Consider the following 12270-nt stretch of genomic DNA (forward strand, 5'->3'; position numbering starts at 1 on the left):
TACAATGATTAACGAATCCTCGCAAATGTCGCATAGTGATCGGTTGTTTTATAAATAAGCCAGTCACTTGAGTATACTAGGCGGTCTGCATTACGGAAACCGGAGACGTAGTTGATGTCGGCTTCACGCCATGTACGGCCACTAGCGGATGGAAGGCGTCCCTCCCGATTAGAGAATACGTCTCCACCGATGCTTTTGCCCGGCGCGACTTCAGCTAAATTTCCTTTTGATGCCACCCATCCGAGGGCGCTCGCTTGTGATTTGGTGATGTAATTATCAGGTAGTCGTTTATAGCGGATTAAGTAATCTGCTACACCATCAAAGGTATTAATGACGGCAAGGGTACGAAGGTCTGGTGCAAGCTGTACGGAAGCAGTCTCATTTGTGGCTGTTGGTGTAAGTGGTGTTTCTGCATGGACTTGCTGCGGGATAAATCCAGAAAACAGAATGGCAGCAATCAGAGCGAACAGAGTAAAAATCGAACTTATTTTTTTCATCTTGATCCTCCTCAAAAGGAAATGGGATGCCGTCCTCTTGATGCTTGTCTACCTCATATTATAGCACCGGCATATGAAGAGAATGTAAAGAATCAGGAGATTGGAAAAAATGAGGCTTTTTGACCTACTGTCTCTAGATGACGTAAACAAAAAGACGCAGTTCCCTGCGCCTTTTTTCAATTAAGATGAGGCAAGCTCCTTCACAATATCAACAGGGGCTTTGCCGTCAATTCCATGAAGCACATTATGAATGGCTCGTTTCAGCATAAGATCTCTTGTCGTTTCAGTAGCGGAACCGATATGCGGGGCAAGCGTGACATTGTCCATCTCTTTGAAAGGATGATCTTCCTGAAGCGGTTCTTGCTCATACACATCCAGACCAGCTCCTTTAATCCACCCTTCCTGCAGTGCTTGAATGAGGCTTTTCTCATCGACGGTTTTTCCTCGGGAGATATTCACGAATAAAGCTGTCGGCTTCATTAATTTCAATTCCCGCTCTCCTATCATATGGTATGTCTCATCCGTCAGCGGTGTGATTAACACAATGATATCAGCTTGCTTCAGCAAGTCATCCAGTGCACAATATACAGCGCCATATGCCGATTCGGCTTTCTCGTTCCGGCTCCGGTTGTGATAGAGGACGTTCATATCAAAACCATGAGCGGCTCGTTTGGCTACTTGCTCACCGATTCGTCCCATCCCAATGATCCCAAGCGTTTGATGATGGACATCAATGCCGAATATATCTTCCTCTTGAACAAATTTTGTCCATTTTCCCTTACGGATAAAACGATCAAGCTCGGCAATTCTCCTTGCAGAAGAGAGAATGAGCGAAAAGGCAAGATCAGCAACGGTATGATCGAGTGTATAAGGCGTGTGCGTACCAATCACGCCTCTTTGTCTCATGGCTTCTAGATCAAAATTGTCATAACCGACTGAATTATTGCTCACCACCTTGAGTTGGGGTGCATGATCTAATAAATCTTGATCAATTTTCGTCCCAGATGTTAAAAGGCCATCAGCCTTCTGCAGCTTCTCAAATAACAGATCTCTTGGGATCGGATCCTTTGACTGCCATACCTCATATGTACAATGTGCCTTTAGCATGTCTTCAAAAGAGGCAGGTAAGGGTTTGGCGACAAAAATATGTGGTTTCATCATCACAACTCGCTCCTTTCACATGGTCATCTTTCTCTTTTTATTATAAAGCAACCATTTTGGCAGTACACGTTTGAATATGAGCTGCTCAATATTTAATATACTGAAATAACGGAAAAGGAGAGATTTTTATAGTGAAAGAGTAAATGCTGATGTCTTTTTATGATGTAGAAAAACGAGGGATTAGTAGATGAGTCATAGAAAAATGTTAGATGTTTCGAGAGATAATCTGACAAACTGGAAAATAGATCGAGACTTTTTGATAGAAAATTTATTATATTTGCAGTGTATTAAACGGGATGGTCATTTTCTACTAAACCATTTCATCGTCTTTTGGTGAAATGAAAGCCATTGTTTGAAAGCAAAAGCCGCATATCCCCTGTGCTGAAGCGGAACAAAGAGCAAAATAGAGAAAATGCTTACATATTCTCTCATCGTTTTCTCATTTTTTTCTTTTTTTTCTATCATTTTTCTTCTCTATGCTTGAGAACACACAAGGGAAAAGGAGGCCAGGTAAGGCGTTACAATCACTTAAAAAAGATAGGAGATGACAGGATGGGATCAACATTAGAACAGATTCTTCAGCACAATGAAGACTTTGTGAAAGAGAGACAGTATGAGCCTTTCAAGACGGGAAAATTTCCTGAGAAGAAATTGGTTATATTAACTTGTATGGACACACGCCTGTTGGAATTATTACCCCAATCCATGGGGCTTCGTAACGGTGATGCGAAGATCATTAAAAATGCAGGAGCCATCGTCACACATCCATTTGGCAGTGTCATGCGGAGTATTTTACTAGCCATTTATGAGCTGAAAGCAGAGGAAGTATGCATTGTCGGACATCATGAATGCGGAATGGCAGGCCTTGCGGCAGACCCTTTACTTGAAAAGGCAAAAGCACGGGGAATTGAGGAAAAGTGTTTGAGCATTGTGAAAAGCGCAGGTGTCGATTTAAAGGGCTGGCTGACAGGATTTGATTCAGTGGAAGAGAGCGTATCTCAAAGTGTGAAATTAGTCAAAGAGCACCCGCTCATGCCAAGTGATGTAGCTGTTCATGGACTAGTGATTCATCCGGCAACAGGAAAGCTGGATGTCGTTATAAAAGATAAACAGATCGACCCGCAATATACCTAAATCATCTACACATACTTGAAGGAGGCCAACACATACCATGCGTTTTTATGGAAGATTTGAAGGTTATGATTCATCAAAGTTTAGACGCGATTTAATCGCTGGGCTTGTCGTGGGCGTTGTGGCAATTCCTTTAGGCATGGCTTTTGCCATTGCATCTGGTGTCGGACCAGAATACGGATTATACACAGTCATCGTTGCTGGCATTTTGATTTCATTGTTTGGTGGTTCAAAGTATCAGATCGGCGGACCGACCGGGGCATTTGTTCCAATTTTATTCGGGATCGTCAGCCAGTACGGTATTGAAAACTTACTCATTGCTGGTTTTATGGCAGGCTGTTTGCTTGTGTTATTCGGAATATTCAAACTAGGAAAGCTCATGAAATTTATTCCTCGTCCGGTTATCATCGGCTTTACTGCTGGCATTGCTGTCATTATTTTTTCAGGACAGATTGCCAACTTCCTCGGATTAAAGGGTGTTGAAAAGCATGAAAGCTTTTTCCTCAATATGAGAGAAATCGTGGTCCATCTCGGTACCGCAAACAGTCTCGCCATTCTCACAGCGATTGTTGGGCTCATCGTGATTTTGGCGGCACAAAAATACATTCCCAAAATACCTGGTGCTCTATTAGGTCTACTCGTTTCAACATTTATAGCTGTTCTCTTTTTTCAAGGACAAGTTGAAACCATCGGCTCTGCATATGGCGAAATCCCTCGTCAGCTGCCAACTTTCGCTTTCCCTGAATTAACGATTGAAAAAATAATTTATCTGCTGCCGCCGGCTATTGTCATTGCGCTTTTGGGCGGCGTGGAGTCCATCTTGTCAGCGATGGTTGCTGATAATATGAAAGGCTCAAAGCATGACAGCAACAAGGAGCTTGTCGGGCAAGGAATTGCCAATATGGTGGCACCGCTTTTCGGAGGGATCCCAGCGACTGGAGCGATTGCTCGTACGGCAACAAACATTAAAAATGGTGGAGCAAGCCCCATTTCAGGAGTCGTGCATGGTGTCGTCGTCTTGCTCATCTTAATGTTATTTGCACCATATGCATCGATGATTCCGCTTGCTGCCATGGCACCGATTTTGATGTTTGTGGCGTGGAATATGAGTGAGAAAAAAGAGTTTATCAATATTGTCAAAGTCAAAAATGCGGATTCCCTTGTGCTTGTCGTGACCTTCCTGCTGACGGTCATCGGTGATTTGATTATTGGCGTGACTGCAGGTCTCATTTTAGCGTTTATCGCCTTTATCAAAAAAATGAGCCAGACAACGAATATCCACACAAATGTCGCTGTTCCTCAAATCGAAACGGCGGCTGCCTTAGAAAGGGAGACCGATCAGAAAGGGATTAGTATGTATTCGATTGAAGGGCCACTCTTTTTCGGTACAACCGATTCATTGGAAAATTCGATTTTGGATCATGTTCAGACAAAGCCGAAAACACTCATTTTGCTTATGAACAAAGTGAATTATATGGACACCTCAGCAGAAGCGGTTCTGATGAACATTTCCAATCGATTAAAGCATCACGATGGAAAATTGATGATTGTAGGGCTTCAATCACAGCCAAAAGAGCTTTTGCATCGTACCGGTCTTTTCCATCACATTGGAAAGCAGCATTTCTTTGAACGAACGGATGATATTTCACCACAGCAGCTATAAAAGGCTAAAAAAAGCACGTGACATGTCGGTCACGTGCTTTTTACCTGCTCTTTTTCACTAGAAAACCGTTGTGTGAGTTTCTGTTGATGGGAAGAGAAGATCTCTTCTACTGTTACATCATAGAGATCAGCTAGAACAAGTAGATTTCCTAAGACATCTCCCATTTCTTCAATAAGGTCCTTTCTTAACGCGGCGTCCTCCTGTGTTTTCTCATCAGGTCGATCGCGTCCAATTTCGACCGCCCTGACTGCACGAGCGAGTTCTCCTGTTTCTTCCATCAGGAAACCTAACCTGATAAACGGCCCGTATTCTGTCCAATTTCTCATTTTGTAGAAATCTTTGATCCATTTTTCCATTTCAGTTGTTTGCATTCTCTTTATACAGCTCCTTATATGGTGTTCACCTTCTGATTTTACACTATATATAGATGGAGCGGCTGTTTCTTTACAATGAATTATAGTAGAATGAGTGGGTGAAGAAATCATAGAGAGAGATGGAGCTGTTTTGATGAAAACAATTTGTGTGTTTGCTGGTTCGAATCCAGGTGTGAATGACATCTACAAACAAAAAGCTGTCGAGTTAGGGGCTTATATGGCAGAGCAAGGAATCCGTCTTGTATACGGTGGCTCACGAATTGGCTTAATGGGCGCTATAGCGGATGAGGTATTGAAAAACGGCGGGCAAGTGATCGGAGTCATGCCAAAAGGGCTTTTTAGAGGAGAGGTTGTGCATCAAGAGCTCACTGAACTCATTGAAGTCAAAGGAATGCATGAACGAAAAGCGAAAATGAGCGAGCTGGCCGATGGGTTTATTGCCATGCCAGGTGGTTTTGGTACATATGAAGAATTATTTGAGGTGCTATGCTGGGCGCAAATTGGCATCCATCAAAAGCCAATCGGATTGTATCAAGTGAATCAGTATTTCAAACCGCTCCTCGACATGGTGACGTTCAGTGTACAGGAAGGTTTTTCGAATGAATCACACCTTCAGTTGCTGCATGCCTCTGGAGAACCAGAAGAATTGATTTCTCAGATGGCTTCCTATCAAACACCGTCTCTACAGCAGAAATGGACGGAGCTATCTTAAAACAAATGCATAACAAAAAACCGCCTGTTCAAAGAGCAGACGGTTTGTTTTGTGATTATTTTTGTTCTTCTGTATTACGGGTCAAGACTTTGTCAATGAGTCCGTATTGAAGTGCTTCTTCCGCTGTTTTGAAGTTGTCACGATCTGTATCGCGCTCAATGACTTCAATTGGCTGACCAGTACGTTCAGCAAGTACTTGGTTCAGTTTATCGCGTAAAGAAAGGATTCGTTTTGCCGCAATTTCAATTTCTGTTGCTTGACCTTGCGCACCACCTAGTGGTTGGTGAATCATCACTTCACTATTTGGAAGGGCATAACGCTTACCTTTTTCACCAGCAGCAAGCAGGAACGCACCCATAGATGCAGCCATACCAATACAAATAGTTGATACCTTTGGTTTAATAAATTGCATCGTATCGTAAATGGCCATACCAGCTGTGATCGAACCACCAGGGCTGTTAATGTAGATAGAGATATCTTTTTCTGGATCCTCGGCTTCTAAGAAGAGAAGCTGTGATACGATGGAGTTGGCAACATTGTCATCGATCGCAGAACCAAGCATGATAATACGGTCTTTTAAAAGACGAGAATAAATGTCGTAAGCTCTTTCCCCACGATTTGTTTGCTCAATGACTGTAGGTATTAAATTCATAATGTTCCTCCTTCACCTTTTAGGTAAGTATGTAATTCAATGATACATTTTTGGTCAATAAAGGTCAAACAAAATGCTGACCTAAAATCAAATACCCCTATCCATTTTCCCCAAAACTCTTCCACTTCAAACCATCATATGAGTATATGTATGGGAATGAAGAAAATGCATCGACAGGGATAGCGATTAATCATTGCTTTCTTGCAGCATTTCCCTTATAATTTGATATGCTGACGTTCAAAAAACATATCGTGCGCTCGTAGCTCAGTTGGATAGAGCGGTGGTTTCCGGTACCACGTCTGCCGGGGGTTCGAATCCCTCCGAGCGCGTCTATAGGATCCGGTAGGATTCGATTTATCATTTGTGGAAAAGCTAAAAACCCTTTGAAATAAAGGGTTTTTAGCTTTTTTTATGTGGGTGGAATTAAAAGTGAGTAAACGATAATGTTACGTTTTGTACAAATTTTCCATTTGTGGATCTTTTGAGATGTGGAGAAAAGTGAGAAGCTGTCATGACAACATCCTTGTATGACAGAAAAAACGCCTTTGATGGGAAAGGTGTTTTATGAACAGTTAAGTATACCTATTAATCAAATTCCAAGAAAGGAAACAGGTTATGGCTTTGAAAGGGAAGTGAATCTTCATTATGAAAATGAAATCGGCGAAAAGGTTACGCCTGCATTTGATTTTGAAGTTCCGACGAATATGGTCGATAGTTATTTGACATACAAGAAAAGCGGAAACCGTTCTTTAGTTGAAATGGAAGAAACGAAGCGCAGTAGTGAAATGAAGGGAGAAACATCAGTGTATGACATTACGTATGAGCTTCCGCATATCAACGTCGAGCGTCATACAGGTCGCCTATTTGATGATGAACAGGTCGAGAAGAAAGACAAAAGAATCACGTATGATCTTGTGGATGGAGGTCGTAAGTTTTATAGTCCTATTTGGTCTTATATTGGGAAGTATGACATGAAATTGAAATCACAGCCTATGGGTGTGAATCTCGTTATGGTGGATGTGCAACAGCAATTAGAGCTATACGCTCTTATGTATGCCCATATGGATTCGGAAACAAAGGAATATGACGAGGTTCTACTGAAGTCAGTGTATGCCGATGATCCATTCCCAAATGGATTACCAGAGGGATGGACAAAAGAGGACATGGAATGGATAAAAAAGAAATAGCAGAGAGGAGATAGGTGGATAGAGTTTTGCAGAAGTTCTAAGAAAAGCTATGGATGAAACAAATATTTCACAGGCTGAATTGTCAAAGATGACAGGGATAGGGAAATCCTTAATAAGTAAATATTTATCAGGAAAGAACAAATATATACAAAATAGGAAGGTGAAGTATTTTAGTTCTTAGGATGACTTCCTTTGAGCATAATGATGAAATAAGTAAGGATAATACCGATAAGGCGATATAGTAAAAAATCAGCTGAGATTCTGGGGAAATCAGAACAATTTGTACGTGTTGGATTGCAACGTTCTGTCTTGCCTTTTGGCACAGCGGTGAAATTAAACTCCAAATGGACTTATCATATAAGCGCAAAGAAGTTTTATGATTATATCTGATGGATTACGGTTTAAAACATTGAATAGCAGCTATGTGAAAAGAATTAATATTTTTAGGGGATTTTTATAATGTCAGGGTCTAGTATTTGAAAACGAAAAATAATTTGTTTTAAAATCACGTTACAAGTTATATAATTTTAAAAAATGGGCATAATTTAAAATAAGGGAGGTTGGAATTGTGGAATATGAAAAATTAACAAAGCTTTTTTATAAGAAAGGTGAACAATTTGCCGAAGAAGAATATAAAAAGCGAATAAATAGTTATGGTTCCTATCTAACCCCATTAGCTGTGCAAGGATTTAGAAAAGGTAAACTGACTCAGTGTCATCACTCCTTATTTTACGTTAACATACCATATTTAATGCAATTAAATAATAAGGTGTTAAAAAATAGTTCAAGAATCTCATCATTAATTGCGAAACTGCCGCAATATATATTAGAACCATATTTTCATAAAATGATTGTTAATGAAGCGCAGAGTAACAATGAAATTGAAGGGATAAGAAGTACAAAAAAAGAACTGGAAAGTGTATTAGAAGGAGTAAATAGATCGGAAAATCTTAACAAACGTTTTACGGGTCTTATGAAAACATATTTGTTTATCGATGATATTGAACCGTTTAAAACTGTGCGGGATTTTAGAGAATTGTATGATGATCTAGTTTCGAAGGAAATTGAAAGTAGTAATGAGCCCGACGGTAGGTTGTTCCGAAAAGGTTATGTTGAGGTAAACAATGGTTTATCGGTCACACATATAGGAGTTAGTACCGAGGACAAAATATTAGAGTGTTTAAATACACTTATAACATATTTGGAAGATGATGAACACCCTGAATTATATCGTTATATGGTTGCTCACTATTTTTATGAGTATGTACATCCATTTTATGATGGAAACGGAAGAACAGGGCGATTATTGGTTTGCAGTTATTTATCTAGATATCTTGAGAGATACTCCGCTATAACATTTTCATATGCTGTTAATAAGAATAAAAATAAGTATTATAAGGCACTTGAAGGAGTACCCAATCCATTGAATAAAGGAGAACTTACATTTTATTTAATGGATATGCTTGAATTATTATCTATGGGCCAAGAAGAGATTATAGAGGATTTAGAAATAAGTTTGGGAAAACGTGAGAGAATAGCAAAATTCTTTAATGAAGATTTTGTAGAGAGTAGCCGAGACAAGTGGTTGATATTAAAATTTATGGTTGATATTTCTGTGTTTGTAAATAATGATGCTAATATTTCAATAACGAAACTAATGGATGCTACTAATATAACGAGATATAAAGTGGATAAAATAGTGAGCGAATTAGAGTCTGAAGGTTATATAGAACAAGTTAGCCAAAGACCTAAAGCTTTTAAAGTAAATGAGGGTTTTCTGGAGAATACACTTAGAGTTTAAAAAATTGAGTTTCTAATTCCGCAAAAGGTTTAACTAGGTGGTATTATTAAAGTAAACTCAATGGGGTAACTTGTTTATGAAAAAAAGTACAGAATTCAGATGTAATCTTGATATCAGTATCGTTGAGCGAGTCAATAAGCGATTGTTAGAAAATGGCTATTCTGAAAATGCTAAGGGGATTAAAAATAATAAAGGGAAAATCGAACAGGAACAAAATAAATGGAATTTTTTAATGGCCTGTTTAACTCGAGTGAAAGAAATCGGCATTTATTTGAATAGCAGTGAAATGAAAATTGATTTTGAAAAAGATTATGTTGAATTTAAATTCATCGAATTACTCAATTATGCAAGCCAGATAGAAACGATAACCAATCAAATAATTGTAAATTTATCGAAGAAAGAATTTAAAAAAACTCAGGTTAATAATATCTTTGTTTTGGATGATTTTAAAAGAAAGTATGGGGAAAATACTTCAGGAGATTCACAATTTATTGAATATATTCGTTCTCTTTGTGCAATTCACCCAACAGAAACAAATAGACATAAAAAGAGGGGGTTTCAATCAGGTCTTGAATTTTCTCCGTACGTTAGTAAGCTGGGAAAGTCTATTGATCTTATGGAATTTCCTCTAGTGATTAATACTTCCTCAACTACAGAGGAGTTAAATAGTTGTTGTTTAAGCATTACAGTGTATCCTGGAGAAAAAAATATAAGTGAAGATCACACCTCAAAAAAGAGTGAGATAAATAAATTGTATGCACTTGGTGTAATAGATGAAGAAGAGTATTACCAATTGTTCAATCAAATTGAATTTGGTGGAGATTTTTATATTATTGTCAATGTGAAAGATTTGATATGTTTTATTGAAAATAGTTATTCTAGATTAGAATTATTGATATAAGAGTTGGTATTGAGTGGGGAAACTAATCATCTTTGAAGTCGTACGACAGCTCTTGAGTAATACACCGGTAATAGACAAATGCGTGTTTGATGTTGCTGTATATAGATACCTCAGTTCTCAAAACAAGAAATGAGGTATTAAAAGGGGTTTTTAATACTAAATGTTAATTTAAAGTGTACTTAGAAATATTTTTTGCACAAATTTTTCACGAGATAATTTAATAATGTTGTTACAACAGTATTCAAAGACATAAATTATACGTTCTCCGAGCGCGTCTTGAGTATCCGATGGATTATTTATGAAAGAACTTGAAAACCCTTTGAAATAAAGGGTTTTTTTGTTTTTTTATGAGTGGTATTGTGTGAGTAAATTGAGAGGAACTTCACTATTTATTAGCGAGTTCATTTTGTATCGAAAAACACAGATTAATATTGTTAAAAAGACAAATTTTCTTGATGATAGGCAATCAAGTAAACTTAATCTATTATTGGAGTATAAAGTCAGTTCATCAATATTCTAAAAGCTTGTTCAACGAAAAGGGCAGAATTCATTCATAAGGAGGCACTAATGAATTGTGAAAGTGTTTTACATCAAATTGAAGTAGCTGTTAAAACTTTGATAAAAATAGTAAGTCAATTAGAAGAAGCTGATTTACGAAAAAGACCAACACCTCATAAGCAGTCTATCGGAGAGTTGTTGGAACACATTGCGATCATTTGTGAAGCTGACTGGCGTATTTCTAATGAGGCGACCCAAGAAGAGATGGAAATATTTTATGCTAATGTATCATATAAAACTATAAAATCGATAGAAAATGGTTTAATGACTAATTTCCATTCATTAAAAAATAATTATATGAAATTATCGGACACAGAACTACTGTCTCGTACCACTTCCTATTGGGGTGTGACATATACAAGGTATGAATGGTTGTTAGAGATTTTAGCACATGTTTATCATCATAGGGGGCAAGTACACGCTATGCTTGTTCACTGTTACGATAAAGACCCTAAAATTTCTATGTTTGAATAACTGTCCTCAATTCAAATAACCATCCATCGTGTTGGTTCAAGTAATGTCAATTATACGTTCTTCGAGTTCATGCTCGACCTAGTTCACGATAGAACAAGGTCTCTCAAACCCTTCTCCATTAAGAGTGGGGTTTTTGTGTGGCGTTCACTGCTAAAACTTTACATCTAAACCACACTGTTTATGTTATAATTAATAATCATTCTCAATTAAAGGTGGTTTCGCAAGTGAAAAAAATGATGTGGCTTATGGGTCTGCTGGCAGTATTGTTGGTGGCTTGCGGGCAGAAAAACAATAAAGAACAAGAATCAAATACTCGTACATATATAACTGAAACGGGTGAAAAGATCACCATTCCTGACAAGCCGAAACGAATTGTTGTGTTAACAGCGCAGCTTGGAAACTTTAAAAAGTTAGGTGTGACACCTGTTGGCATGACAGATGTTTATCCTAAATCATCCTTTTTAGATGAAACAGGTGTGAAGCGGGTGCCGATAGAAAATGTGGAGGCAATCGCCAAACTGAAGCCTGATCTCATCATTGCTTATTCACAAAATGATCAAGTTGAAAAATATAAAAAGATCGCAAAAACAATTACTTTCACAACAAGTGAACATAGCTTCAAAGAGATGCATATTGAAATCGGAAAGATTCTTGGAAAAGAAGCGTTAGCGAAAAAACAAGTACAACAAATGGACGAGCAGCTGAAGAAAGATGGCAAAGAGATTAAAGCAAAAATTGGTGATGACAAGACGTTCTCTATTATGGACGTCGAACCAAAGCAAGTATACTTATTTGGTACAGACTTTGGCCGCGGCGGTGCAGTCATCTATCAAGGCTATGGGTTCAGCTTGCCTGAAAAGGCAGAAAAAGCTCTTCCAAAAGAAGGGTATCTCGGCATTTCATTAGAAGAGATGAACGAGTTTACTGGCGACTATTTACTTGTACCAACAAAGGATGGAAAAGCACCGAATTTTGATATCACAAGCAGTGGTGTATGGAAGAAAAATAAAGCAGTAAAACAAGGACATGTTCTAACCTATTCAATCAAAGAATTTATCTATGCTGATCCAATCTCAATTGAAAAACAGTCTGCTGCGTTTAAACAAATGCTGCTCAAAAATTAATAGAAAAAAGACAAAGCACTTAAAAAGGAGGCTTT

The 12270-nt window shown here is 38.3% G+C and carries 14 protein-coding genes and 1 tRNA gene; 10 read left to right on the forward strand and 5 right to left on the reverse strand.

Annotated features, from left to right (window positions below):
• Positions 1–8: 8 nt before the first annotated feature.
• The 3 genes from MHH23_RS04470 to MHH23_RS04480 form a co-directional block, all read right to left on the reverse strand.
• Complete coding sequence (locus MHH23_RS04470; protein ID WP_039169094.1) at positions 9–497, reverse strand: ribonuclease; 489 nt, start codon at positions 495–497, stop codon at positions 9–11.
• Positions 498–677: 180 nt separating this feature from the next.
• Positions 678–1655, reverse strand: a complete 978-nt coding sequence (locus tag MHH23_RS04475; protein WP_039169103.1) for a 2-hydroxyacid dehydrogenase — start codon at positions 1653–1655, stop codon at positions 678–680.
• Positions 1656–1958: 303 nt separating this feature from the next.
• Positions 1959–2123, reverse strand: a complete 165-nt coding sequence (locus MHH23_RS04480; RefSeq protein WP_340958969.1) for a hypothetical protein — start codon at positions 2121–2123, stop codon at positions 1959–1961.
• A gap of 87 nt (positions 2124–2210) precedes the next feature.
• On the opposite strand from MHH23_RS04480, the gene MHH23_RS04485 reads away from it, so the two are divergent.
• Entirely contained in the window at positions 2211–2792 is a 582-nt protein-coding gene (locus MHH23_RS04485) for a beta-class carbonic anhydrase (protein ID WP_096881889.1), read from the forward strand.
• Positions 2793–2829: 37 nt separating this feature from the next.
• Positions 2830–4452, forward strand: a complete 1623-nt coding sequence (locus MHH23_RS04490) for a SulP family inorganic anion transporter (protein WP_340958972.1) — start codon at positions 2830–2832, stop codon at positions 4450–4452.
• Between the two features lie 29 nt (positions 4453–4481).
• On the opposite strand, the gene MHH23_RS04495 is transcribed toward MHH23_RS04490, so the two are convergent.
• A complete protein-coding gene (locus MHH23_RS04495; protein ID WP_047945650.1) occupies positions 4482–4823 on the reverse strand; it encodes a MazG nucleotide pyrophosphohydrolase domain-containing protein in 342 nt (113 codons plus the stop codon).
• A gap of 136 nt (positions 4824–4959) precedes the next feature.
• Here MHH23_RS04495 and MHH23_RS04500 point away from each other — a divergent pair, with 136 nt between their 5' ends.
• Positions 4960–5538 carry an LOG family protein gene (locus MHH23_RS04500; RefSeq protein WP_024719873.1) on the forward strand — a complete coding sequence of 193 codons (579 nt, stop codon included), beginning with the start codon at positions 4960–4962 and terminating at the stop codon, positions 5536–5538.
• 55 nt (positions 5539–5593) lie between these two features.
• On the opposite strand, the gene clpP is transcribed toward MHH23_RS04500, so the two are convergent.
• Entirely contained in the window at positions 5594–6190 is a 597-nt protein-coding gene (gene clpP / locus MHH23_RS04505) for an ATP-dependent Clp endopeptidase proteolytic subunit ClpP (protein WP_007500118.1), read from the reverse strand.
• A 253-nt stretch (positions 6191–6443) separates the two neighbouring features.
• Between clpP and MHH23_RS04510 the strand changes: the two genes are divergently transcribed.
• From MHH23_RS04510 to MHH23_RS04535, 7 genes are all read left to right on the forward strand, one after another.
• Positions 6444–6519: transfer RNA gene (locus MHH23_RS04510), tRNA-Arg, on the forward strand.
• A gap of 198 nt (positions 6520–6717) precedes the next feature.
• Positions 6718–7377, forward strand: a complete 660-nt coding sequence (locus MHH23_RS04515) for a hypothetical protein (RefSeq protein WP_340958975.1) — start codon at positions 6718–6720, stop codon at positions 7375–7377.
• A gap of 49 nt (positions 7378–7426) precedes the next feature.
• Positions 7427–7558 carry a helix-turn-helix domain-containing protein gene (locus MHH23_RS20110; protein ID WP_417894827.1) on the forward strand — a complete coding sequence of 44 codons (132 nt, stop codon included), beginning with the start codon at positions 7427–7429 and terminating at the stop codon, positions 7556–7558.
• Positions 7559–7945: 387 nt separating this feature from the next.
• Positions 7946–9178, forward strand: a complete 1233-nt coding sequence (locus MHH23_RS04520; protein ID WP_340958976.1) for a Fic family protein — start codon at positions 7946–7948, stop codon at positions 9176–9178.
• 76 nt (positions 9179–9254) lie between these two features.
• A complete protein-coding gene (locus MHH23_RS04525; RefSeq protein WP_282745800.1) occupies positions 9255–10079 on the forward strand; it encodes a hypothetical protein in 825 nt (274 codons plus the stop codon).
• Positions 10080–10646: 567 nt separating this feature from the next.
• Positions 10647–11111 carry a DinB family protein gene (locus MHH23_RS04530; RefSeq protein ID WP_203143692.1) on the forward strand — a complete coding sequence of 155 codons (465 nt, stop codon included), beginning with the start codon at positions 10647–10649 and terminating at the stop codon, positions 11109–11111.
• 233 nt (positions 11112–11344) lie between these two features.
• Positions 11345–12235, forward strand: coding sequence for an ABC transporter substrate-binding protein (locus MHH23_RS04535; RefSeq protein ID WP_330546891.1), 891 nt, complete (start codon positions 11345–11347; stop codon positions 12233–12235).
• Positions 12236–12270: the final 35 nt, after the last annotated feature.

Origin of the sequence: Bacillus sp. FSL K6-3458 (assembly GCF_038005045.1) — a bacterium.
GTDB classification, from domain to species: Bacteria; Bacillota; Bacilli; order Bacillales; family Bacillaceae; genus Bacillus; species Bacillus altitudinis.

Bases quoted from the DNA above. Each gene is read 5' to 3' on its own strand.
- MHH23_RS04470 (WP_039169094.1), bottom strand. From the start codon at position 497: ATGAAAAAAATAAGTTCGATTTTTACTCTGTTCGCTCTGATTGCTGCC.
- MHH23_RS04475 (WP_039169103.1), bottom strand. From the start codon at position 1,655: ATGAAACCACATATTTTTGTCGCCAAACCCTTACCTGCCTCTTTTGAA.
- MHH23_RS04480 (WP_340958969.1), bottom strand. From the start codon at position 2,123: ATGATAGAAAAAAAAGAAAAAAATGAGAAAACGATGAGAGAATATGTA.
- MHH23_RS04485 (WP_096881889.1), top strand. From the start codon at position 2,211: ATGGGATCAACATTAGAACAGATTCTTCAGCACAATGAAGACTTTGTG.
- MHH23_RS04490 (WP_340958972.1), top strand. From the start codon at position 2,830: ATGCGTTTTTATGGAAGATTTGAAGGTTATGATTCATCAAAGTTTAGA.
- MHH23_RS04495 (WP_047945650.1), bottom strand. From the start codon at position 4,823: ATGCAAACAACTGAAATGGAAAAATGGATCAAAGATTTCTACAAAATG.
- MHH23_RS04500 (WP_024719873.1), top strand. From the start codon at position 4,960: ATGAAAACAATTTGTGTGTTTGCTGGTTCGAATCCAGGTGTGAATGAC.
- clpP (WP_007500118.1), bottom strand. From the start codon at position 6,190: ATGAATTTAATACCTACAGTCATTGAGCAAACAAATCGTGGGGAAAGA.
- MHH23_RS04515 (WP_340958975.1), top strand. From the start codon at position 6,718: ATGACAGAAAAAACGCCTTTGATGGGAAAGGTGTTTTATGAACAGTTA.
- MHH23_RS20110 (WP_417894827.1), top strand. From the start codon at position 7,427: ATGGATGAAACAAATATTTCACAGGCTGAATTGTCAAAGATGACAGGG.
- MHH23_RS04525 (WP_282745800.1), top strand. From the start codon at position 9,255: ATGAAAAAAAGTACAGAATTCAGATGTAATCTTGATATCAGTATCGTT.
- MHH23_RS04530 (WP_203143692.1), top strand. From the start codon at position 10,647: ATGAATTGTGAAAGTGTTTTACATCAAATTGAAGTAGCTGTTAAAACT.
- MHH23_RS04535 (WP_330546891.1), top strand. From the start codon at position 11,345: ATGATGTGGCTTATGGGTCTGCTGGCAGTATTGTTGGTGGCTTGCGGG.